The sequence below is a fragment of the Pseudarthrobacter sp. NBSH8 genome (assembly GCF_014217545.1).
Taxonomy (GTDB): Bacteria; Actinomycetota; Actinomycetes; order Actinomycetales; family Micrococcaceae; genus Arthrobacter.
The window spans coordinates 3,837,268-3,861,976 of the sequence record NZ_CP043178.1; the positions used below are offsets into that span (position 1 = coordinate 3,837,268).

Sequence of the window (24,709 nt, forward strand, 5' to 3'; positions counted from 1 at the left end):
CGGTAGCGCGGGCCAGTCCGGCCGCTATTAGTCACCGTAAGGGGACACCCCGATGGTGCACACGCGTAATGGGCACCTGTCTTTTTGGCGTGAGTACTCGTTTTTCTGGGAAACGGCCGGGCCACTACTCGCTTCGTCGCCCCGCTAAGCTAGCGGCATGGCCAACAAAACCACTGCAGAAAAACTCGCCACCATCCAGAAGGGCTATACGCTGGAAGGCGCCACCATCGAGCTGGGTGCCGCCATTGTGGACGGCGAACTCCACAAGGAAGCCCAGGTCCGCCTGCCGCTGGCCATGATGAACAGGCACGGCCTGGTAGCCGGCGCCACCGGCACCGGCAAGACGGTCACGCTGCACATGATGGCCGAGCAGCTGTCCACAGCCGGAGTTCCCGTGTTCCTCGCGGACATCAAGGGCGATCTTTCCGGCCTGGCCACGGCGGCCGCCGGCAGTGAGAAGCTGAAGGCCCGCACCGACAGCATCGGCCAGGCCTGGGCCGGCAAGACGTTCCCGGTGGAGTTCCTGGCCCTGGGCGGCGACGGCAATGGAATTCCCGTCCGTGCCACCATCACATCGTTTGGCCCCATCCTGCTCTCGCGCGTAATGGAGCTCAACGACACCCAGGAGTCCAGCCTGCAGCTGGTCTTCCACTTTGCGGACAAAAACAACCTCGAGCTGATCGACCTCAAGGACCTCCGGGCAGTCATCCAGTTCCTCACCTCCGACGAAGGCAAGGACGCGCTGGAGGAACTGGGCGGCCTGTCAAAGTCCACCGCAGGTGTCATCCTCCGTGAACTGGTGAATCTTGAAGCGCAGGGCCTGGAAAGGTTCTTCGGCGAGCCTGAATTCGACACGGCCGAGCTGCTCCGGACCGCCCCCGACGGGCGCGGCGTCATTACCTGCCTGGAGCTGCCCACCCTGCAGACCAAGCCGATGCTGTTCTCCACCTTCCTGATGTGGCTGTTGGCGGACCTGTTCGAGGACCTCCCCGAGGCCGGTGACCTGGACAAGCCCAAACTGGTGTTCTTTCTTGACGAGGCACACCTGCTGTTCAACGGCGCATCCAGGGCCTTCCTGAACGCCATCACCACCACGGTCCGGCTGATCCGTTCAAAGGGCGTGGGGATATTCTTCGTTACCCAAACCCCCAAAGACGTTTCCGCCAGCGTCCTGGGCCAGCTGGCCAACCGCATCCAGCACGCCCTCCGGGCCTTCACACCCGAGGACGCCAAGGCCCTGAAAGCCACTGTGTCAACGTTCCCGGTCAGCGACTATGACCTCGAGGAAACCCTCACGTCAGCTGGGATCGGGGAGGCCATCATTACCGTTATGAATGAGAAGGGCGCCCCGACGCCGGTTGCCCACACCCGGCTGCGTGCACCCGAGTCCGTCATGGGCCCCAGCACAGAGGAGCTCATCAATAGCACCGTGGGCGGGTCCGCTTTGCTCGCCAAGTACGGGACCGCGGTAGACAATGTCTCCGCGTACGAGAAACTTACCGGCAAGACCGCGGCTCCCACCGGCGGAGCCGCCCCGGGTCAGCCTCCGGCTCCAAGGACTTCCGGGCACTCACGTTCGGGCCAGTCACGTTCGGGCCAGGCCGACGTCGACGCCGAGGCCCGCAGGATCGAGGAGGAAATCCTGGGACGGCCCAGCAGCCGGCCCACACCGGTGCCCGATCGTGGCGCCGGCACTGATGCGCCCTCGCGGCGTGCACCGGAACCTGCGGCCCCTGCCGGCGGCGGCATGGCGGGCGACCTTGCCGGAGTACTCGGCGGTGCCCTGGGCGGCGGGTTGAAGAGCATGGCCCGTTCCCTGGGTACGCAGCTTGGCCGGGAACTGCTCCGCGGCGTTTTCGGCACCTCGTCCCGGCGCCGGCGGTAGTAAAAACCGGACGATATCCGCCCTGGCTTTCCCGCCGTCGGACGTCAGGAAAGCCGACGCACCCTGCTACACGGGGCGGCGGCAACACCTGTGTTCAGCGGGCTTGCAGGTAACGTAAGGGAAGTGCAGATGAGTCAGGCGTTGGTGAGGATGGCAGCAGGGTGGCTGCTTGGCCTCATGCTTGCCGTGGCCGCGGCCATCGTTGGGGTCAACGTGGTGAACAACACGGTGGCCAGTCCACAGCAGCCTGTCCGGGAATACCTGGACGCCCTCCACGAGGGTGACGGCGGCAAGGCGCTGGGCCTGTTGCGTGCCACAGTGCCGCCCAGCAACGCCGCCATGCTCGACGGCACAGCACTGCAGACGGCCGCTTCCCGCCTGGCGAACATCACCATCGGCGATGCCGAAGAACGCTCAGGAAACCAGGTCATGGTGCCCGTGCAATATACGATCGATGGCAGCAGGCTTCACACCGAGTTTCTACTGGAGAAGAACGGCACCGAATGGCTGTTCTTTAATACGTGGGCGTTTGTGCATTCGCGGCTGCCCACAGTGGGCCTGACGGCGGTGAACGCGAGCGAAGCCAACCTCAACGGCGTCCCGGTGAACATGCCCCAGGGCAGAAATTCGTTCGCCGTATTCTACCCGGGCGAATACGAGGCATCCCTGAACGGTGAATACTTCGCTGCTCCCGCCACGCGCGCCACGGTGACGTCCCGCGATGTCCCGGTGGCTCCCTTGAACCTGCTGACCGAGGCCACCGACCAGCTGCGGAAGGACGTTGGTGCGAAGGTACAGGAGTTTCTGGACACCTGCGCCGCCCAAGCCGTGAAGCAGCAAAAGCTGCAACCGGACTGCCCCTTCTACTTCGCCAGCCACAACAATGTGGACGACGGCACCATCAAGTGGACCATCACGAAGTACCCGGAGATTTCCATCGAGCCCTTCGATGGCCGCTGGGTGATTGCACCCCTCGACGGGAAGGCCAAGGTGGAGGCGGTCCAGCAGAGTTCCTTCACAGGCGCCTGGTTCCCGCTCAACGAAGAGGTGGACTTCAGCTTCACCACCCGCCTGGACGTCGCCGGCGACACCATCAGGGTCACCCCGCTGCTGAGCTACTAGCCCGGCGCCGCTGGCCTGGCTGCCGCAGACCCGCGGGCGGCGGAGCGCGTGCCACGCACAGCACGCTTTTGCCGCCACCGATCGCGCCAGCCCCTGACTTTCCGGGGCTTCCCCCCCCCCCCCCCCCCGACCGCCCAAAAGAATGCTCTCCGTGACGTGAGGGCTGCGTGATGGAAGCCGTTACCGGCGCCTGGCCAGCACTGATACGACCTGCCCCACCATGTCCGCCGGCGAGTAAACAACATCCGCGTAGTAGTACCGCAGCGTGGTGCAGCCCTGGACCACCGACTCGTTGTTCCGGCGGTGGTCCTTCTTCACCTGGGACCACTCAGCATGTTGCAGGCCGTCCAGCTCCACCACCAGCCAGCCCTCCAACAGGAGATCAACCTGACCCACCCGTTCAAGGTAGGCCTGGGTTTCCACTTGGATCCCGGCCTGCCGGAAACAGGTCCGGGCCAAGGTTTCCAAAAGCGAGTCCGAACCCCGGTCCACCCACCTCAGGATCTCACGCGCAGGGCCGTTCCGCCTGCCGGGCAGCCTGGCCCTCAGAAAATCCACGGTCATGTCTCCCCGCTGAACGGCACATTCCACCATCACCAGCGAGTCGGCAAAAGGCAGACACCTCAGTGCGTGAATCAGGACATCGGCCAGTGCGGCTGTGGGCCTGTCAGGCTGTGGCGCCAGCAACAGCCCGGCATGGTGGATTCGGCTGCCGGCGACCGCATCGGCCCTGCGGTGATGCACATGCAGGGCGCCCGAGGAGGGCAGCGACCACAACCCATGGTGGGGAGCGGCGCTGGCACACGTCAGGAGTTGGCGGTTGCGCAACAGGCCCACAAGCTCTGCCGGCGCCGTCGGGAGCGAGTACAACCCGCGGTCCGGCTGGAGGAGTTGCCCGCCCCGGACTGCCCGGCGCAACGACGCATCATCTATTCCGAGCCTGCCCAGCGCCGGGCGCCGGGCTGCTCCGCCGCAAAGCTGCAGTGCTTGGTGCACATCCATGTGGCCATGCTGCCTCCGCCGGGGGCCTGGCCGCGCCCCATGCCGCCCGTATGTGGATAACTCGGCGCCCCGGTAGTCACCCAAGGCGTCACGCAGAGCACGCTTTTGGCTACGGGCGGAGACGTAACCCCCGGCAATCCGCGGCCGGGCGCCGCCGCAAGACGCAATAGGCTGCCTCCGTGACACGAAATCCTGGGAGGCAGCCTTTTCACCTAAAGCACGACGGCGGTGATCAGTCCATTCCGCGCAGGTCCAGGACCAACTCGGTGTCGCCGTCGTCCGCCAGGAGAACCGGGATGCCCCAGTCCTGCTGGTACAAGTGGCAGGCAGCGTGGTCCGGGATCTCGCCGTCCGCATCCTCCGGGCCGTCGCAGGCGGCGGCACGGGCGGTGATGTGCAGGACGCCCTCCGGAATGCCGGAAGCCAGCTCCAGTGTCCGGAGCAGCCCCACTGAGGTCCCACCGCCGGACACAAGCAATTCCGACGGGGTGGAGGAGATCTTCAGCTGCGTGGGGTCTCCCCAGCGGTCGTCGAGCTTCTGCCCGGTGGGCGCGGTGAAACGCACGGTCAGCTCGAGCAGCCCGGGGGCTACCGGGCTCTTGGGCCGGTGGGTCTGCGAGGCGCCCTCATCAACCTGCTGGGCTTCCTTGGGGATGGGCACGTAGACCAGCTGGTGCTTGTTGGCCTCCACCACTACCAGCAGCGGCTCGGAGCCTGCGGCGTGCGTGTGGTCCACAATCACGTCGGAGGGTTCCGAGAGTCCGCGGGCCAGCGTGGACACGGTCCCCGCGGCGGGATCGTAGCGGCGCACGGCACCGTTGTACGTGTCAGCGATGGCAATGGAGCCGTCAGGCAGGACAGTGACGCCGAGGGGATGCTGGAGGCGTGCCTCGGACGCGGGGCCGTCGCGGAAGCCGAAGTCGAACAGGCCCTTGCCCACGGCGGTCTGCACGGTGACCGTGCCGCCGTCGTCAATGATCAGTTTGCGGAGGGCTGACGTTTCGGAGTCCGCCACCCAGATGTTGCCGTCGGCGTCCTCGGCCAGTCCGGACGGCTGCGCGAACCAGGCTTCGTGGGCAGGGCCGTCCAGCAGGCCCTCCAGTCCGTTGCCGGCAATAATTGCAACGGCGCCGGTGACGGGCTCGAAGCTGAAGATCTGGTGCGTGCCGGCCATGGCGATCACGACGGCGTTGAGCTTGGTGGACCACACGACGTCCCAGGGCGAGCTGAGGGACACTTCCAGCGGATGCTCGCTGAGCTGGCCCGTAAACCCGGCCGCGTCTTCGTCCACCCGTGCGGGGCCGGTTTCCAGCAGGCGCTGCACGCCGTTGCCAACAATCGTCGTGGCCTTGCCGCCCGTGAGCGAGAGTCCCCTGAGCCGGTGGTTGACGGAGTCTGCAATGACGACGTCGTAGCCCGCCTTCGCTGCCACCTCTTCCGGAAGCAGCACCAGGCCCTGCGGTTCGTTGAACCGTGCGGTCGGTTGGACGGAGTCGACGGCGGCGGCCGGGCCGTCAGCGTGGCCCCTGGTCCCGGAGCCGTAAGTGCGCAGCACCGTCTGGAAGTCGTTGCCCAGCTCCACAAGACGGTGGTGGCCCGTGTCGGTTACCAGCCAGGAACCACCGGTGGCGGTATCCGCGGCAGCCGGAGTCCCGCCGTCGGAACTTCGCTGCCCGGCTGAACCCTGCGCGCCTGAACCGGTTCCTGCTGAACCGCGTCCCGCCGGCAGGAACAGTGCCTTGCCGGGGAAGCGCAGCGTGCCCGAGGTGGCTTCAGGCGCCACGTAAGGGCCGGAGCCGCGGTGGATCGTGCCCTTGGCCTCGTGCTCGGCGATCAGTTCGGAGATGAGCACGGCCAGGCCGTCAGCGTGGCCTTCACCGGACAGGTGCGCCACGATGTAGCCCTCGGGGTCGATGACCACCAGCGTGGGCCAGGCGCGCGCCGTGTAGGCCTTCCAGGTCTCCAGCTCGGGATCGTCCAGGACGGGGTGGTGGATCTCGTAGCGTTCCACGGCGGCGGCCAGGGCCACGGGATCTGCTTCGTGCTCGAACTTGGGCGAGTGCACGCCAACGGTGACCAGGACGTCGGAGTACTGTTCCTCAAGCGGGCGCAGCTCATCGAGGACGTGCAGGCAGTTGATGCAGCAGAAAGTCCAGAAGTCGAGCAGCACGATCTTCCCGCGCAGGGCTCCGAGGTCCAGCGATTTGCCGCCCGTGTTGAGCCAGTTACGGCCAACCAGTTCGGAGGCGCGGACCCGGAGTTGGGTACGTACGGTTTCGCTCATCAGCGGCCTTCCAGCTTTGAGTTGCGTTCAGCCAATCTGGCATCACGTTCAGCCAATTTGGCAAACATATCGTTGTAAGCAGTGAGATCGGCGTCGTTATTCCTGTCCGCCGCCCGATCGGTCCGTTTGGACTCCCTGGCATCGGACCGGGACCACATGATCGCGACGCCGATGGCCACCAGGAGGGTGGGCACTTCGCCGATGCCCCAGGCCACGGCCCCGCCCATTTGCTGGTCAAGGAGAGCGGACGGCCCCCAGACACGGCCAAGGTTGCCGAAGTAGTCGGCCGCCAGCAGGCTGGTGCCGCCCATGATCGCGACGCCGAAGAACGCGTGGAAGCCCATGGTCGCCAGCAGCAGGAGCAGGCGCATGGGATATGCTGCGCGGCGGGGCAACGGGTCCGTGCCGATCATGCTCAGGATGAAAATGTAACCCGTAAGCGAGAAGTGCACGATCATGAGCTCGTGGCCCACGTGGTCCCGCATGGCAAAGCCGAACGCGTCCGAGTAGTAGAACAGCACGATCGAGCCAGCGAAATTGGCCGCGGCGAAGAGCGGGTGCGTGACCAGTTGGGAGAACTTGGAGTGGATGAACACGAGCAGCCACTCGCGGGCCCCACGGGTGCCGTCGCCGCGGGCAGGCAAGGCCCGCAGGGCCAGCGTCACCGGGGCTCCGAGCACCAGGAAGATGGGGGCCACCATGGTCAGTGCCATGTGGTCCACCATGTGCGCGGAGAACAGGATCCTGCCATAGACCGACGGCGGCCCTGACGTGATGTAGGTCAGCACCAGGAGGCCGATCACCCAGTTCACGGCCCGGAACCACTGCCACTTGTCGCCGCGTCGGATCACCTTGGCGACGCCCAGGAAGTAGGCCACCAGCCCGAAGAGAACCACGGCCACCCAGAGCCAGTCAAAGCGCCACTCCGTCAGCCAGCGTTCCGGCGTCAGTTCAGGCGGCAGCTCGTAGCCGGTGATGATGAAGGCTGGCGAGGCATCCGGTGCAAACGTGGTGGGCTGCGGCGGGGCCGATCGGCTCAGGGCGACGGCGACGCCGGAGGTGGCGCACATAATCAGGAGTTCCACGAGGAGCAGCTGCCACAGCACGCGGCGCGAGGACATTGCCGAGCCATTGCGGCCCAGCTGCGGGATGACCCATTGCCGGTGCATCAAACCGATGCCGCCAAGGACTAAAGCGGCCGCCGACTTCGCAAGGATCAGTTGGCCGTAGGGGGAACCAAGGAGGTCCCCCCAGTTGGTGATGCGGATGCTGGCATTGATGACGCCGGAGGCAAAGACGAGCACAAACGCAAAGCCGGCCAGGGAAGAGAAACGCCGCAGCGTCGGTTCGGTGATGTCGGCGGCGGTCCCGGGCTTCGAGCCGGCCAGGATTCCGGACAGCAGCGCCAGGACAATAATGCCGCCAACCCAGGCACTGACGCCCACGAGGTGCAGGCCGAGGGAGTTGATGGCGCCTTCGTGGTCCGACGAGCTTGAGGAGTGGCCGATCAGCGCGGCGGGAACCAGTCCGGCCAGCGCCAGGATCAGCGTGAGCGCAAGGCCGCCAAGGGACCTGACGCCAAACAGCGCGGTGGTCACCACGGCCGCGATGATGGTCACGGTCAGCCATGCCCGGCCGGTATCGATGTCCGTCATGAAATACACCAAGGCGCGGGTGAACTCGGCGTCCCCACCGACCGCTTGGCCGGCAACGTCTGAGTAGGTGAGGACCAGTACGGCCACCGCTGACAGCGTCCAGGCAGCACCCGCAGCAGCCGCAATGGCCAGGGCCCGGGCGAAGGCCGGGTGTTCCGGAGCGTCCCCATGGTGTCGGGACCGGGGTCCGGCAGATCTTGGAAGGATACCGACGGCGAAGATCAGTCCGCCGATCACTGTCGCCAGTGCCACGTTGTGGATGGCCTTGCTGACGGGAAGCCCCCAGCGGACCAGGGCTCCGGGGTCAGAGACCTCACGGGCCGCAGCCGCCCCGGAGAAAAGGAGTGCCGCCACCAGTCCCAGGAAGAGGGCAGCGAGGCCCGCGAGCTGCCACGGCCGGGAAATCCCCAGGACGCCGCCACCCCGGGCCGAGACGCCCCCGGCGGGGCCTGGCTGGGGTGCTGGTTGACGGGATTTTGCTGCAGAAGGCACTTATCCATTGTCCGCTACCGGTGCCCGCGCGGCGAATCGGCTTAAAGCAAAGGAGCGGCAACCCTGAGGTTGCCGCTCCTTTGCTGCTGTTGCTGAAGAAGACTACTTCTTCTTGGCGACTGCAGCCTTCAGCTTGGAGCCGGCGGTCAGCTTGACGCTGTGGCCTGCTGCAATCTGGATGGTCTCGCCGGTCTGCGGGTTGCGTCCGGTGCGTGCTGCACGGTCGGTGCGCTCAACTGCGAGCCAGCCCGGGATGGTGATCTTCTCGCCGGCGGCGACGGAAGTCTCGAATACCTCGAACAGTGCATCGAGGACGGAGTTGACGGCAGCCTGGCTGGTGCCGGCCTTGCCTGCTACCTCTGAAACAAGTTCACTACGGTTCTTAGCCATTGATGTCCTCCTGGACGGTCACGATTTCTGGAGCCTGAACGCGGCATGCGTGCAAGCCACTCTTCGAAAACTTACCAGCTTGGGCCCGCGAGGACCGCAAATTCCGCGTGTTTCCGCGACTTTTTGACCAAAATCACCGGTTTTCCGCGGATTTCCGGGGGATTTGCGCCCACAGCGGACGGTCCAGCAGGGTGCTGCAGGTGTCCAGCAGACGCTCCATCATATCTGCGCTCGCCCCCAGAACGCTCTCCCACTTCGCGCCACCGGAGGCTGCGGGGCGTACGACGGCGGCGGGTTGGTTGCCAGCATCGTCTCGTTCGCGGGTTGTGGGAGGGTGTCGGATTTCACTGCCGGGCGTGGTTCTGTGGGCCGGCGGGCGGGTGGTTTGTGGTTCTGGTTGGGTGTGTTTTGTGGGTTGGGTGGTTAACGTGGGAGAGCCCCCCAACCTGGTGGTTGGGGGGCTCTCGACCTGTAATGATGTTCCGGCGGTGACCTACTCTCCCACACCCTCCCGGGTGCAGTACCATCGGCGCTGTGGGTCTTAGCTTCCGGGTTCGGAATGGGACCGGGCGTTTCCCCCACGCTATGACCGCCGTAACCCTTCTACCCGGCCCGTTCAGGCGTGCCTGTACGGGTGGGAAATCTGGTTACAACATTGTGGTGTTGTTATGTTGTTGTGTTGTGTTCCTGTGCAACGGCCCGTGTGACGGGTTTGTTGTTTGGGAACCACATAGTGGACGCAAGCAGTCTTGTTATCTTTTTACCACCCATGGTTGCAAACGCTTTTGAACCGTTTGCAGGGGTGGTGTGTGGTGTAAGTTATCGGCCTATTAGTACCGGTCAGCTTCACGAGTCGTTAGTCCTCGCTTCCACATCCGGCCTATCAACCCAGTGGTCTGGCTGGGGGCCTCTCACACACAAGGTGTATGGAAATCTCATCTCGAAGCGAGCTTCCCGCTTAGATGCTTTCAGCGGTTATCCCATCCGAACGTAGCTAATCAGCGGTGCACTTGGCAGTACAACTGACACACCAGAGGTTCGTCCGTCCCGGTCCTCTCGTACTAAGGACAGCCCTTCTCAAATTTCCTGCGCGCGCAGCGGATAGGGACCGAACTGTCTCACGACGTTCTAAACCCAGCTCGCGTACCGCTTTAATGGGCGAACAGCCCAACCCTTGGGACCTACTCCAGCCCCAGGATGCGACGAGCCGACATCGAGGTGCCAAACCATGCCGTCGATATGGACTCTTGGGCAAGATCAGCCTGTTATCCCCGAGGTACCTTTTATCCGTTGAGCGACGGCCATTCCACAATGTACCGCCGGATCACTAGTCCCGACTTTCGTCCCTGCTCGAGATGTCTCTCTCACAGTCAAGCTCCCTTGTGCACTTACACTCGACACCTGATTGCCAACCAGGCTGAGGGAACCTTTGGGCGCCTCCGTTACTTTTTAGGAGGCAACCGCCCCAGTTAAACTACCCATCAGGCACTGTCCCTGACCCGGATTACGGGCCGAAGTTAGATGTCCAAAGTGACCAGAGTGGTATTTCAACGATGACTCCACCCGAACTGGCGTCCGGGCTTCAACGTCTCCCACCTATCCTACACAAGCCACTCCGAACACCAATACCAAACTATAGTAAAGGTCTCGGGGTCTTTCCGTCCTGCTGCGCGTAACGAGCATCTTTACTCGTACTGCAATTTCGCCGAGTTTATGGTTGAGACAGCGGGGAAGTCGTTACTCCATTCGTGCAGGTCGGAACTTACCCGACAAGGAATTTCGCTACCTTAGGATGGTTATAGTTACCACCGCCGTTTACTGGGGCTTGAATTCTCAGCTTCGCCGTAAGGCTAACCGGTCCTCTTAACCTTCCAGCACCGGGCAGGAGTCAGTCCGTATACATCGTCTTGCGACTTCGCACGGACCTGTGTTTTTAGTAAACAGTCGCTTCCCCCTGGTCTCTGCGGCCCCGATCCCCTCCCACCAGCAAGTGGTGTTCAAGGTTGGGGCCCCCCTTCTCCCGAAGTTACGGGGGCATTTTGCCGAGTTCCTTAACCATAATTCTCTCGATCGCCTTAGTATTCTCTACCTGATCACCTGTGTCGGTTTGGGGTACGGGCGGCTAAAACCTCGCGTCGATGCTTTTCTCGGCAGCATAGGATCACCAAATCCCCCCGTGAGGGGGTCCCATCAGATCTCAGGCATCATGAACGGCGGATTTGCCTACCGTTCGCCCTACATCCTTAGACCGGGACAACCATCGCCCGGCTTGGCTACCTTCCTGCGTCACACCTGTTAATACGCTTGCCTCCCAGGATCAGGTCCCGCGCTCCACCAAAACCCACATCACCCCGAAGGGTGGGCGGGCAGGTATCGGGCGGTTAGTATCCCCTGTTCAACATGGACGGTTTTTCGCCGGTACGGGAATATCAACCCGTTGTCCATCGACTACGCCTGTCGGCCTCGCCTTAGGTCCCGACTTACCCAGGGCAGATTAGCTTGACCCTGGAACCCTTGATCATTCGGCGGACGGGTTTCTCACCCGTCTTTCGCTACTCATGCCTGCATTCTCACTCGTGTAGGCTCCACCGCTGGTTTACACCGCGACTTCACTGCCCACACGACGCTCCCCTACCACTCCAGACGCCTGAACCAACCCCGCAAAGGGGCGGCTTAGCTAATATCTGAAATCCACAACTTCGGCGGTGTACTTGAGCCCCGCTACATTGTCGGCGCGGAATCACTTGACCAGTGAGCTATTACGCACTCTTTTAAGGATGGCTGCTTCTAAGCCAACCTCCTGGTTGTCTTCGCAACTCCACATCCTTTCCCACTTAGCACACGCTTAGGGGCCTTAGTTGGTGGTCTGGGCTGTTTCCCTCTCGACTATGAAGCTTATCCCCCACAGTCTCACTGCTGCGCTCTCACTTACCGGCATTCGGAGTTTGGCTGACGTCAGTAACCTTGTAGGGCCCATTAGCCATCCAGTAGCTCTACCTCCAGCAAGAAACACGCAACGCTGCACCTAAATGCATTTCGGGGAGAACCAGCTATCACGAAGTTTGATTGGCCTTTCACCCCTACCCACAGCTCATCCCCTCCATTTTCAACTGAAGTGGGTTCGGTCCTCCACGACGTCTTACCGTCGCTTCAACCTGGCCATGGGTAGATCACTTCGCTTCGGGTCTAGATCACGCCACTGCAACGCCCTATTCAGACTCGCTTTCGCTACGGCTTCCCCACACGGGTTAACCTCGCGACGTAACACTAACTCGCAGGCTCATTCTTCAAAAGGCACGCCGTCACACCCATACAGACAAGCTGCAGATGCTCCGACGGATTGTAAGCACACGGTTTCAGGTACTGTTTCACTCCCCTCCCGGGGTACTTTTCACCTTTCCCTCACGGTACTGGTCCGCTATCGGTCATTAGGGAGTATTTAGGCTTATCAGGTGGTCCTGACAGATTCACACGGGATTTCTCGGGCCCCGTGCTACTTGGGATACTCTCCAGGCGGCACAAAACATTTCGGTTACGGGGCTCACACCCTCTCTGGCCGGCCTTTCAAGACCGTTCACCTATGCCTGCACATCACACCTCACCAGTCCGGCAGAACTGATACGGAAAGTCCCACAACCCCGCCCATGCAACGCCCGCCGGCTATCACACATGGAACGGTTTAGCCTGATCCGCGTTCGCTCGCCACTACTAACGGAATCACTATTGTTTTCTCTTCCTGCGGGTACTGAGATGTTTCACTTCCCCGCGTTCCCTCCACACACCCTATGTGTTCAGATGCGGGTCACCAGGTGGCTCGCGCCCCTGGCGGGGTTTCCCCATTCGGAGACCCTGGGATCAAAGTCCGGTTATCGACTCCCCCAGGCTTATCGCAGATTCCTACGTCCTTCTTCGGCTCCTAATGCCAAGGCATCCACCGTGTGCTCTTAAAAACTTGACCACAAAAGATCAAAACGCTAATTTTCGAGAGAACCACGAAAACCACCCGGACACCACCACCACAACCCAAAGGCCACAGCAACGAACGCCCGGACAGATCCAGGTTCATATATTCTTGGAAATTGCTTCTTATAAAAGATGCTCGCGTCCACTATGTAGTTCTCAAACAACAACCCCAAACCACACACCCCACACACCCCAAAAAGTACGTGATCGATGCAGCCAGGAAACCAGAAACAAACAAACCCGACAAAACACACCACAACCCGTAAGCCGCAGCACATCCCACCGGCCCTGTTGCCTCAGGACCCAACAGTGTGCCAAACACTAAACCACCCACATCCACACCCACACCGTTCCAAGCAGAAGAGAATCCCGAAGGACAACCCACCACCGTACTAGACGAGGCACAAAACAAGCGGCCGCTATTCATTGATATTCCACCCTTGAGCACCCGCCGCAGAACTAGCGTCTGCGCAACGGGCATATACTCCTGACAACCCCTCCACACCCGCATACACGGGGCAAGGTGACTGTAGGTGCTCCTTAGAAAGGAGGTGATCCAGCCGCACCTTCCGGTACGGCTACCTTGTTACGACTTAGTCCCAATCGCCAGTCCCACCTTCGACAGCTCCCTCCCACAAGGGGTTAGGCCACCGGCTTCGGGTGTTACCAACTTTCGTGACTTGACGGGCGGTGTGTACAAGGCCCGGGAACGTATTCACCGCAGCGTTGCTGATCTGCGATTACTAGCGACTCCGACTTCATGGGGTCGAGTTGCAGACCCCAATCCGAACTGAGACCGGCTTTTTGGGATTAGCTCCACCTCACAGTATCGCAACCCTTTGTACCGGCCATTGTAGCATGCGTGAAGCCCAAGACATAAGGGGCATGATGATTTGACGTCGTCCCCACCTTCCTCCGAGTTGACCCCGGCAGTCTCCTATGAGTCCCCGCCATAACGCGCTGGCAACATAGAACGAGGGTTGCGCTCGTTGCGGGACTTAACCCAACATCTCACGACACGAGCTGACGACAACCATGCACCACCTGTAAACCGACCGCAAGCGGGGCACCTGTTTCCAGGTATTACCGGTTCATGTCAAGCCTTGGTAAGGTTCTTCGCGTTGCATCGAATTAATCCGCATGCTCCGCCGCTTGTGCGGGCCCCCGTCAATTCCTTTGAGTTTTAGCCTTGCGGCCGTACTCCCCAGGCGGGGCACTTAATGCGTTAGCTACGGCGCGGAAAACGTGGAATGTCCCCCACACCTAGTGCCCAACGTTTACGGCATGGACTACCAGGGTATCTAATCCTGTTCGCTCCCCATGCTTTCGCTCCTCAGCGTCAGTTAATGCCCAGAGACCTGCCTTCGCCATCGGTGTTCCTCCTGATATCTGCGCATTTCACCGCTACACCAGGAATTCCAGTCTCCCCTACATCACTCTAGTCTGCCCGTACCCACCGCAGATCCGGAGTTGAGCCCCGGACTTTCACGGCAGACGCGACAAACCGCCTACGAGCTCTTTACGCCCAATAATTCCGGATAACGCTTGCGCCCTACGTATTACCGCGGCTGCTGGCACGTAGTTAGCCGGCGCTTCTTCTGCAGGTACCGTCACTTTCGCTTCTTCCCTACTGAAAGAGGTTTACAACCCGAAGGCCGTCATCCCTCACGCGGCGTCGCTGCATCAGGCTTTCGCCCATTGTGCAATATTCCCCACTGCTGCCTCCCGTAGGAGTCTGGGCCGTGTCTCAGTCCCAGTGTGGCCGGTCACCCTCTCAGGCCGGCTACCCGTCGTCGCCTTGGTGAGCCATTACCTCACCAACAAGCTGATAGGCCGCGAGTCCATCCAAAACCACAATAAAGCTTTCCACCCCCCACCATGCGATGAGGAGTCATATCCGGTATTAGACCCAGTTTCCCAGGCTTATCCCAGAGTTAAGGGCAGGTTACTCACGTGTTACTCACCCGTTCGCCACTAATCCCCCCACAAGTGAGGTTCATCGTTCGACTTGCATGTGTTAAGCACGCCGCCAGCGTTCATCCTGAGCCAGGATCAAACTCTCCGTTGAAGTAAAACAGACACAACCACCAACCCCGGAAATAACAGGATAAAATGGTTGCACAAAATTTGAAACCAGCTGTAAAAACCAGACCACACCACGGGGTGGCATAATCCAGTCAATTCAACCAATTCAATACAATAAATTGGTATCAACAAACTTGGCACACTATTGAGTTCTCAAACAACAGACACACCCGGCACCACCACAACCATCTAATCGGCCGTGGATCGCTCCGGAGCAACTTTTCAAACTTACCCGGTTTCCCGCCCCGATGCAAATCCATATTCCAGGACCCACACCAGCAGAAAACACATCCCCACCAAACAAAGGCGCTCAAAAGAACAACCAACATTTGGTCTTGAATTAGGGGGTTTGGCCGCCCGCGGTAACCACCTCTTCGCTGTTCCCCTCGCGGCGACTTAGAAAACAATACACCCACCCAACCCCCACCGCAAATCCACCCCCACAACGGCCCCTATGCCCCCAGATCCGCGTCGCAGCGCGGAATCTGGGGGCTCATCGGGGGCCCGGTGCAGTAATCAGCCAGAACGGGTTTGTGTTGACTGGATCACATCGAGCGGGGAAATGGCGAGCGCCGAGACCGCCAAGGCTGTGACCTCTCCGGTGGCAGATCGAAACGTCTGCCTTGTTTAGGTTCGCTCTATCATGCGCCTGTGCGCGTCGCCGTTGGCCAGGTGTCCTAAGAAGGGCTCAGGCATGAGCGCTGATAGCGGCATGCGGCCGATGCCCGGGATCAGTTCGCCTCAGATGCAAGATGGTTTCGAAGCCGGCGGCACAGAGCATCATGGTCAGTGCCGCCACGGGCCAGGAGTATGCAGGCGGTACAACGTGTGGAAATCTCGCGATTTCGTCGCCTTCAAACAGACCGAGCAGGAGAAGCCCACCAGAAATCAGGCGCCGTGCCAGCTCCCGGAGAACAGTGGGAACCCGGTCGGGTGCAAAGTGGATTAGAGAGTATCAAGCCAGGATGCCGGATGCGTGGACTCGACGGACCCAAATCTGGCAATGTATTCGGCGGCGCTCTTTGAGTACGAGATCTCGACCTCTGCGTCCATCATGCAGCCACCCTGTGCCGGGCACCAGTAATCGATGCTTTCCGGGCAGAGTTTGCCAATTCGTGTGAAAGTGTTAACGCCAACCGAAAATAGGGCCATTAGTGCCAATTGAAAACGGGGCCACGGGGTTGTGGTTCTATTGTGCCGTACTGGCGGCGGGTTGGTGTTTTTTGAGTCTGTAGCTGTTGCCTTTGAGGCTGATGACGTCGGCGTGGTGGACGATCCGGTCGATCATGGCCGAGGCGATGGTCAGGTCTCCGAAGACATCTCCCCAGCGAACGAACGGGAGGTTGGACGTCAGGATCATCGAGGCGTGTTCGTAGCGGCTGGAGACGAGCTGGAAGAACAGGTTCGCGGCGTCCTGATCGAACGGGATATAGCCCACTTCATCAATTATGAGGAGCCCGTAGCGGCGTAGTTTGACCAGTTCCTGGGCGAGTTCCCCGCGGGAATGGGCCTCCTGGAGGCGGGCGACCCCGCCGGTGGCGGAGTCGAAGAGGACCCTGTGCCCGGCCTTGGCTGCCTTGATGCCAATGCCGACCGCGAGGTGGGTTTTACCGGTGCCGGGAGGCCCGAGCAGGACCACGTTTTTGGCCTCGGAAAGGAACACCCCGGTGCCCAGATGCGCGATGAGGTTCCGGTCCGCGGAGGGCTGGTGATCGAAGTTAAACTCCTCCAGATCCTTGTGGGCCGGGAACCTCGCGGCCTTGATCCGGGTCGCAGCCCCGGAGGCCTCACGCTCGGAGACTTCCCGGGAGAGGACCGCGGCCAGGTACTCCTCATGGGACCAGCCGGCATCCCGGGCCTGGTCCCCAAGCCGGCGGAACCCGTCGCTGATCCGTGGTGCGCGCAGGGCCCGGGCGTAGTACTCGATCTGTGACGGTGTCCCGGTCATGCGGCCACCTCCAGGACCAGGTCCGGCTGCTGGCCGAGGTCGATGCCGAAGATCTCGTCGTAGGCGGCCAGATCCCGCACTTCCACGGACTTCACTGGTTCGGGGCGGTGGACCCTTTGGGTTCGGAAGTCCCGGCGCATCACCGCCGCTCGGGCCACGTGGGCGGGATCGGTCACCACCAGGTGCCGGGCCCATGCCCGGACATGGGTGGCGATGATGACACCCTCGTGGGTCACCCAGATGGTGTCCAGGTCAGCGGTGACGTCAACGATCCGCCCAATGAACGAAGGGTCCACGGAATAGTCGTTGGAGAACACCCGCACATAGTAATCCCGCGGGAGCCGCACCGCGTTGCGGAACACCGCCTCCGGGCTCACCGGCGGCAGCTCCCGCATCCTCTCCCGGTCCAGGACAATCAGCTCGGCAGGGCGCCCGTGGCGGGACCGCGAGTACCGGTGATTGGCCTTGGGCAGCCAGTCCTCCAGCTGACCGTTGAAGTCCGCTGGTGACCGGAACTCCCGACCCGGCATGAAGCGCTGCCGGAAGAACCTGTTCATCCGCTCGACCATGCCCTTGGACTCCGGATCCCGCGGCGGAAGCAGCTTGATCTCCAACCCCAGGGACCCGGCGAACGCGGCCACCGGCTCCGTCGGTTTGCGCCTGCCGATGCCGGACTCGTTGTCCCACAACAGCCGAGACGGAACCGCCTGCGCATCCTGCAGCAGCGTCCACATCCCGCCCAGAAGATCCGGCGTCGTCCGCGACGGCAGCATCCGTGCCTGAATAAATCCCGAGAACGCCGAGGGATTCCCCTGCACCGGGGGCGTATCGGACTGGCCCGCACCGACGGGCAGCGGCTCGTGCGGGAACCAGAGATCGCACTGGACCTGGAACCCCGGCTCGTGGACCAGGCGGTCGGCCGGGTCCGGCGGCGCGTATTCAGGCCGGATCACAGCGACCTTCGCCCGGAACAACGAAGCGGAACCAGACCAGCCCACCCGCTCCGCGAGCGTCGCCGCCGGCATCGTCGGCGTCTTCACCAACAACTCCCGCACCCTGGGAGCAAACACAACAAAACTCGACACCCCGGCCGCCCGCTGATACTTCGGCGCCCGATCCGACTCCAACGCCCGATCCACCGTTCTGCGGGAAACACCCACGATCCTGCCGATCTCACGCTTCGAGTGCTTGCCCGTCGAAAACAGGTGGCGTATCTCCGCCCAATCATCCAAATTGATCACCTTCCATATTGGTCGGTGGCCCTATTTTCAGTTGGCGTTCCTGGCCCTATTTTCGGTTGGCGTTAACAGAAAGTGCCTTCTGCAGACGGGTGCGGCCACGGAGGGCATGGATGGCCTGATGGCGCCACCCGTACCCGCCGTCGATACACCGGTGCCGGGGGGATGGAGTCCTTGAGAACCATGGGACGCCAGCGCAACGGACCGTGCGCCAACTCCCGGGTCAGCGTGTCCCGCTCCATGCTCTCAAGCCCTCAACGTCGGCACCACCGGTCGATCGAATCGTTAGACTCGACGCCCTGACTGCCAGCACCGATCACGATCGTGTCCAATCGATCCATGGCCGCCCCTTCTCCGCGGGCACGCGTTTAGGGACACGCTTTCAGGCGGTACCGCTCGAGCAGGTTCTGCGGGTCGGTTGCGACGCTCGACCTTGACCACATGTTGGGCGTCGGAGCCATAATCAGTCTGGGCACCAGACAGAGCGGTGCTGCACACTAGAGCCGACGGATGGCGCCGCCGGAGCAGAGGAGTCCTCGAATGACGAAATACCTGATCTCGTTTCCGGGTGACGCCATGGTGTCACCCGAGGAGGACTTCGAGGCGGTGGTCGAAGCCTCGCACGCGGTCATCGCCGAGGCCAAGGCGGCGGGCGTCTATGTCTTCGGTGGCGGGATCGATGAGGACGTAGACCCGGTGCTCGTGGCCGGTGACGGCACCGCCACCGCCACCGAGGGCACGTACCCGGGCCACAAGGTGCCCAACGGCGGCTACACCATTGGTGTGTCGCGCGCCCACAATGAAAGACGTGCAGCAGCGCATAGGGCGGGTGGCCTCGACCGGCGGCAACGCGCTAGCCGCCACTCGTCGATCGGAGGCGGGCGGCAGGGCCACGGGCGCATGCGACGCGGAAGTGCCGGATTTCACTGCCGGGCGTGGTTCTGTGGGCCGGCGGGCGGGTGGTTTGTGGTTCTGGTTGGGTGTGTTTTGTGGGTTGGGTGGTTAACGTGGGAGAGCCCCCCAACCTGGTGGTTGGGGGGCTCTCGACCTGTAATGATGTTCCGGCGGTGACCTACTCTCCCACACCCTCCCGGGTGCAGTACCATCGGCGCTGTGGGTCTTAGCTTCCGGGTTCGGAATGGGACCGGGCGTTTCCCCCACGCTATGACCGCCGTAACCCTTCTACCCGGCCCGTTCAGGCGTGCCTGTACGGGTGGGAAATCTGGTTACAACATTGTGGTGTTGTTATGTTGTTGTGTTGTGTTGTGTTCCTGTGCAACGGCCCGTGTGACGGGTTTGTTGTTTGGGAACCACATAGTGGACGCAAGCAGTCTTGTTATCTTTTTACCACCCATGGTTGCAAACGCTTTTGAACCGTTTGCAGGGGTGGTGTGTGGTGTAAGTTATCGGCCTATTAGTACCGGTCAGCTTCACGAGTCGTTAGTCCTCGCTTCCACATCCGGCCTATCAACCCAGTGGTCTGGCTGGGGGCCTCTCACACACAAGGTGTATGGAAATCTCATCTCGAAGCGAGCTTCCCGCTTAGATGCTTTCAGCGGTTATCCCATCCGAACGTAGCTAATCAGCGGTGCACTTGGCAGTACAACTGACACACCAGAGGTTCGTCCGTCCCGGTCCTCTCGTACTAAGGACAGCCCTTCTCAAATTTCCTGCGCGCGCAGCGGATAGGGACCGAACTGTCTCACGACGTTCTAAACCCAGCTCGCGTACCGCTTTAATGGGCGAACAGCCCAACCCTTGGGACCTACTCCAGCCCCAGGATGCGACGAGCCGACATCGAGGTGCCAAACCATGCCGTCGATATGGACTCTTGGGCAAGATCAGCCTGTTATCCCCGAGGTACCTTTTATCCGTTGAGCGACGGCCATTCCACAATGTACCGCCGGATCACTAGTCCCGACTTTCGTCCCTGCTCGAGATGTCTCTCTCACAGTCAAGCTCCCTTGTGCACTTACACTCGACACCTGATTGCCAACCAGGCTGAGGGAACCTTTGGGCGCCTCCGTTACTTTTTAGGAGGCAACCGCCCCAGTTAAACTACCCATCAGGCACTGTCCCTGACCCGGATTACGGGCCGAAGTTAGATGTCCAAAGTGACCAGAGTGGTATTTCAACGATGACTCCACCCGAACTGGCGTCCGGGCTTCAACGTCTCCCACCTATCCTACACAAGCCACTCCGAACACCAATACCAAACTATAGTAAAGGTCTCGGGGTCTTTCCGTCCTGCTGCGCGTAACGAGCATCTTTACTCGTACTGCAATTTCGCCGAGTTTATGGTTGAGACAGCGGGGAAGTCGTTACTCCATTCGTGCAGGTCGGAACTTACCCGACAAGGAATTTCGCTACCTTAGGATGGTTATAGTTACCACCGCCGTTTACTGGGGCTTGAATTCTCAGCTTCGCCGTAAGGCTAACCGGTCCTCTTAACCTTCCAGCACCGGGCAGGAGTCAGTCCGTATACATCGTCTTGCGACTTCGCACGGACCTGTGTTTTTAGTAAACAGTCGCTTCCCCCTGGTCTCTGCGGCCCCGATCCCCTCCCACCAGCAAGTGGTGTTCAAGGTTGGGGCCCCCCTTCTCCCGAAGTTACGGGGGCATTTTGCCGAGTTCCTTAACCATAATTCTCTCGATCGCCTTAGTATTCTCTACCTGATCACCTGTGTCGGTTTGGGGTACGGGCGGCTAAAACCTCGCGTCGATGCTTTTCTCGGCAGCATAGGATCACCAAATCCCCCCGTGAGGGGGTCCCATCAGATCTCAGGCATCATGAACGGCGGATTTGCCTACCGTTCGCCCTACATCCTTAGACCGGGACAACCATCGCCCGGCTTGGCTACCTTCCTGCGTCACACCTGTTAATACGCTTGCCTCCCAGGATCAGGTCCCGCGCTCCACCAAAACCCACATCACCCCGAAGGGTGGGCGGGCAGGTATCGGGCGGTTAGTATCCCCTGTTCAACATGGACGGTTTTTCGCCGGTACGGGAATATCAACCCGTTGTCCATCGACTACGCCTGTCGGCCTCGCCTTAGGTCCCGACTTACCCAGGGCAGATTAGCTTGACCCTGGAACCCTTGATCATTCGGCGGACGGGTTTCTCACCCGTCTTTCGCTACTCATGCCTGCATTCTCACTCGTGTAGGCTCCACCGCTGGTTTACACCGCGACTTCACTGCCCACACGACGCTCCCCTACCACTCCAGACGCCTGAACCAACCCCGCAAAGGGGCGGCTTAGCTAATATCTGAAATCCACAACTTCGGCGGTGTACTTGAGCCCCGCTACATTGTCGGCGCGGAATCACTTGACCAGTGAGCTATTACGCACTCTTTTAAGGATGGCTGCTTCTAAGCCAACCTCCTGGTTGTCTTCGCAACTCCACATCCTTTCCCACTTAGCACACGCTTAGGGGCCTTAGTTGGTGGTCTGGGCTGTTTCCCTCTCGACTATGAAGCTTATCCCCCACAGTCTCACTGCTGCGCTCTCACTTACCGGCATTCGGAGTTTGGCTGACGTCAGTAACCTTGTAGGGCCCATTAGCCATCCAGTAGCTCTACCTCCAGCAAGAAACACGCAACGCTGCACCTAAATGCATTTCGGGGAGAACCAGCTATCACGAAGTTTGATTGGCCTTTCACCCCTACCCACAGCTCATCCCCTCCATTTTCAACTGAAGTGGGTTCGGTCCTCCACGACGTCTTACCGTCGCTTCAACCTGGCCATGGGTAGATCACTTCGCTTCGGGTCTAGATCACGCCACTGCAACGCCCTATTCAGACTCGCTTTCGCTACGGCTTCCCCACACGGGTTAACCTCGCGACGTAACACTAACTCGCAGGCTCATTCTTCAAAAGGCACGCCGTCACACCCATACAGACAAGCTGCAGATGCTCCGACGGATTGTAAGCACACGGTTTCAGGTACTGTTTCACTCCCCTCCCGGGGTACTTTTCACCTTTCCCTCACGGTACTGGTCCGCTATCGGTCATTAGGGAGTATTTAGGCTTATCAGGTGGTCCTGACAGATTCACACGGGATTTCTCGGGCCCCGTGCTACTTGGGATACTCTCCAGGCGGCACAAAACATTTCGGTTACGGGGCTCACACCCTCTCTGGCCGGCCTTTCAAGACCGTTCACCTATGCCTGCACATCACACCTCACCAGTCCGGCAGAACTGATACGGAAAGTCCCACAACCCCGCCCATGCAACGCCCGCCGGCTATCACACATGGAACGGTTTAGCCTGATCCGCGTTCGCTCGCCACTACTAACGGAATCACTATTGTTTTCTCTTCCTGCGGGTACTGAGATGTTTCACTTCCCCGCGTTCCCTCCACACACCCTATGTGTTCAGATGCGGGTCACCAGGTGGCTCGCGCCCCTGGCGGGGTTTCCCCATTCGGAGACCCTGGGATCAAAGTCCGGTTATCGACTCCCCCAGGCTTATCGCAGATTCCTACGTCCTTCTTCGGCTCCTAATGCCAAGGCATCCACCGTGTGCTCTTAAAAACTTGACCACAAAAGATCAAAACGCTAATTTTCGAGAGAACCACGAAAACCACCCGGACACCACCACCACAACCCAAAGGCCACAGCAACGAACGCCCGGACAGATCCAGGTTCATATATTCTTGGAAATTGCTTCTTATAAAAGATGCTCGCGTCCACTATGTAGTTCTCAAACAACAACCCCAAACCACACACCCCACACACCCCAAAAAGTACGTGATCGATGCAGCCAGGAAACCAGAAACAAACAAACCCGACAAAACACACCACAACCCGTAAGCCGCAGCACATCCCACCGGCCCTGTTGCCTCAGGACCCAACAGTGTGCCAAACACTAAACCACCCACATCCACACCCACACCGTTCCAAGCAGAAGAGAATCCCGAAGGACAACCCACCACCGTACTAGACGAGGCACAAAACAAGCGGCCGCTATTCATTGATATTCCACCCTTGAGCACCCGCCGCAGAACTAGCGTCTGCGCAACGGGCATATACTCCTGACAACCCCTCCACACCCGCATACACGGGGCAAGGTGACTGTAGGTGCTCCTTAGAAAGGAGGTGATCCAGCCGCACCTTCCGGTACGGCTACCTTGTTACGACTTAGTCCCAATCGCCAGTCCCACCTTCGACAGCTCCCTCCCACAAGGGGTTAGGCCACCGGCTTCGGGTGTTACCAACTTTCGTGACTTGACGGGCGGTGTGTACAAGGCCCGGGAACGTATTCACCGCAGCGTTGCTGATCTGCGATTACTAGCGACTCCGACTTCATGGGGTCGAGTTGCAGACCCCAATCCGAACTGAGACCGGCTTTTTGGGATTAGCTCCACCTCACAGTATCGCAACCCTTTGTACCGGCCATTGTAGCATGCGTGAAGCCCAAGACATAAGGGGCATGATGATTTGACGTCGTCCCCACCTTCCTCCGAGTTGACCCCGGCAGTCTCCTATGAGTCCCCGCCATAACGCGCTGGCAACATAGAACGAGGGTTGCGCTCGTTGCGGGACTTAACCCAACATCTCACGACACGAGCTGACGACAACCATGCACCACCTGTAAACCGACCGCAAGCGGGGCACCTGTTTCCAGGTATTACCGGTTCATGTCAAGCCTTGGTAAGGTTCTTCGCGTTGCATCGAATTAATCCGCATGCTCCGCCGCTTGTGCGGGCCCCCGTCAATTCCTTTGAGTTTTAGCCTTGCGGCCGTACTCCCCAGGCGGGGCACTTAATGCGTTAGCTACGGCGCGGAAAACGGGGAATGTCCCCCACACCTAGTGCCCAACGTTTACGGCATGGACTACCAGGGTATCTAATCCTGTTCGCTCCCCATGCTTTCGCTCCTCAGCGTCAGTTAATGCCCAGAGACCTGCCTTCGCCATCGGTGTTCCTCCTGATATCTGCGCATTTCACCGCTACACCAGGAATTCCAGTCTCCCCTACATCACTCTAGTCTGCCCGTACCCACCGCAGATCCGGAGTTGAGCCCCGGACTTTCACGGCAGACGCGACAAACCGCCTACGAGCTCTTTACGCCCAATAATTCCGGATAACGCTTGCGCCCTACGTATTACCGCGGCTGCTGGCACGTAGTTAGCCGGCGCTTCTTCTGCAGGTACCGTCACTTTCGCTTCTTCCCTACTGAAAGAGGTTTACAACCCGAAGGCCGTCATCCCTCACGCGGCGTCGCTGCATCAGGCTTTCGCCCATTGTGCAATATTCCCCACTGCTGCCTCCCGTAGGAGTCTGGGCCGTGTCTCAGTCCCAGTGTGGCCGGTCACCCTCTCAGGCCGGCTACCCGTCGTCGCCTTGGTGAGCCATTACCTCACCAACAAGCTGATAGGCCGCGAGTCCATCCAAAACCACAATAAAGCTTTCCACCCCCCACCATGCGATGAGGAGTCATATCCGGTATTAGACCCAGTTTCCCAGGCTTATCCCAGAGTTAAGGGCAGGTTACTCACGTGTTACTCACCCGTTCGCCACTAATCCCCCCACAAGTGAGGTTCATCGTTCGACTTGCATGTGTTAAGCACGCCGCCAGCGTTCATCCTGAGCCAGGATCAAACTCTCCGTTGAAGTAAAACAGACACAACCACCAACCCCGGA

General features: G+C 60.6%; 9 protein-coding genes and 6 rRNA genes. 2 read left to right on the top strand and 13 right to left on the bottom strand.

Annotated elements, in window-relative coordinates; genetic code table 11:
• Positions 1-157 precede the first annotated feature (157 nt).
• Together FYJ92_RS17775 and FYJ92_RS17780 are read left to right on the top strand one after the other, a co-directional pair.
• Positions 158-1,885 (top strand): helicase HerA-like domain-containing protein, encoded by a 1,728-nt coding sequence (locus FYJ92_RS17775; RefSeq protein WP_185261882.1) that lies wholly within the window; start codon positions 158-160, stop codon positions 1,883-1,885.
• A 129-nt stretch (positions 1,886-2,014) separates the two neighbouring features.
• Complete coding sequence (locus FYJ92_RS17780) at positions 2,015-3,007, top strand: hypothetical protein (RefSeq protein ID WP_185261883.1); 993 nt, start codon at positions 2,015-2,017, stop codon at positions 3,005-3,007.
• A gap of 180 nt (positions 3,008-3,187) precedes the next feature.
• On the opposite strand, the gene FYJ92_RS17785 is transcribed toward FYJ92_RS17780, so the two are convergent.
• The 13 genes from FYJ92_RS17785 to FYJ92_RS17845 all read right to left on the bottom strand — a co-directional run bounded on the left by FYJ92_RS17785 (position 3,188) and on the right by FYJ92_RS17845 (position 24,679).
• Positions 3,188-4,009, bottom strand: coding sequence for a DUF559 domain-containing protein (locus FYJ92_RS17785; protein WP_185261884.1), 822 nt, complete (start codon positions 4,007-4,009; stop codon positions 3,188-3,190).
• 232 nt (positions 4,010-4,241) lie between these two features.
• Positions 4,242-6,293: an NHL domain-containing thioredoxin family protein gene (locus FYJ92_RS17790; RefSeq protein WP_185261885.1), complete on the bottom strand. Its 2,052-nt coding sequence runs from the start codon at positions 6,291-6,293 to the stop codon at positions 4,242-4,244.
• Positions 6,293-8,440 carry a cytochrome c oxidase assembly protein gene (locus FYJ92_RS17795; protein ID WP_185261886.1) on the bottom strand — a complete coding sequence of 716 codons (2,148 nt, stop codon included), beginning with the start codon at positions 8,438-8,440 and terminating at the stop codon, positions 6,293-6,295. Before FYJ92_RS17795 ends, FYJ92_RS17790 begins: the two co-directional genes overlap by 1 nt.
• Before the next feature lie 102 nt (positions 8,441-8,542).
• Entirely contained in the window at positions 8,543-8,830 is a 288-nt protein-coding gene (locus FYJ92_RS17800; RefSeq protein WP_056341443.1) for an HU family DNA-binding protein, read from the bottom strand.
• 480 nt (positions 8,831-9,310) lie between these two features.
• Positions 9,311-9,427: ribosomal RNA gene (rrf, locus tag FYJ92_RS17805) — 5S ribosomal RNA — on the bottom strand.
• A gap of 212 nt (positions 9,428-9,639) precedes the next feature.
• A 23S ribosomal RNA gene (locus FYJ92_RS17810) occupies positions 9,640-12,788 on the bottom strand.
• Positions 12,789-13,337: 549 nt separating this feature from the next.
• Positions 13,338-14,861 (bottom strand): 16S ribosomal RNA (locus FYJ92_RS17815).
• Together the 16S, 23S and 5S rRNA genes form the textbook arrangement of a ribosomal RNA operon.
• Before the next feature lie 1,206 nt (positions 14,862-16,067).
• On the bottom strand, positions 16,068-16,826 hold the full coding sequence (gene istB, locus FYJ92_RS17820; protein WP_185261887.1) for an IS21-like element helper ATPase IstB: 759 nt from the start codon (positions 16,824-16,826) through the stop codon (positions 16,068-16,070).
• Entirely contained in the window at positions 16,823-17,866 is a 1,044-nt protein-coding gene (locus FYJ92_RS17825) for an integrase core domain-containing protein (RefSeq protein ID WP_255482193.1), read from the bottom strand. Before FYJ92_RS17825 ends, istB begins: the two co-directional genes overlap by 4 nt.
• A 780-nt stretch (positions 17,867-18,646) precedes the next feature.
• Complete coding sequence (locus FYJ92_RS19360) at positions 18,647-18,928, bottom strand: hypothetical protein (protein ID WP_185261888.1); 282 nt, start codon at positions 18,926-18,928, stop codon at positions 18,647-18,649.
• A gap of 195 nt (positions 18,929-19,123) precedes the next feature.
• A 5S ribosomal RNA gene (rrf, locus tag FYJ92_RS17835) occupies positions 19,124-19,240 on the bottom strand.
• 217 nt (positions 19,241-19,457) lie between these two features.
• Positions 19,458-22,606 (bottom strand): 23S ribosomal RNA (locus FYJ92_RS17840).
• A gap of 549 nt (positions 22,607-23,155) precedes the next feature.
• Positions 23,156-24,679, bottom strand: a 16S ribosomal RNA gene (locus tag FYJ92_RS17845).
• Between the last annotated feature and the right edge of the window lie 30 nt (positions 24,680-24,709).

Coding starts and splice junctions, on each gene's coding strand:
- FYJ92_RS17785 (WP_185261884.1), bottom strand. CDS start 4,009: ATGGATGTGCACCAAGCACTGCAGCTTTGCGGCGGAGCAGCCCGGCGC.
- FYJ92_RS17790 (WP_185261885.1), bottom strand. CDS start 6,293: ATGAGCGAAACCGTACGTACCCAACTCCGGGTCCGCGCCTCCGAACTG.
- FYJ92_RS17780 (WP_185261883.1), top strand. CDS start 2,015: ATGAGTCAGGCGTTGGTGAGGATGGCAGCAGGGTGGCTGCTTGGCCTC.
- FYJ92_RS17775 (WP_185261882.1), top strand. CDS start 158: ATGGCCAACAAAACCACTGCAGAAAAACTCGCCACCATCCAGAAGGGC.
- FYJ92_RS17800 (WP_056341443.1), bottom strand. CDS start 8,830: ATGGCTAAGAACCGTAGTGAACTTGTTTCAGAGGTAGCAGGCAAGGCC.
- istB (WP_185261887.1), bottom strand. CDS start 16,826: ATGACCGGGACACCGTCACAGATCGAGTACTACGCCCGGGCCCTGCGC.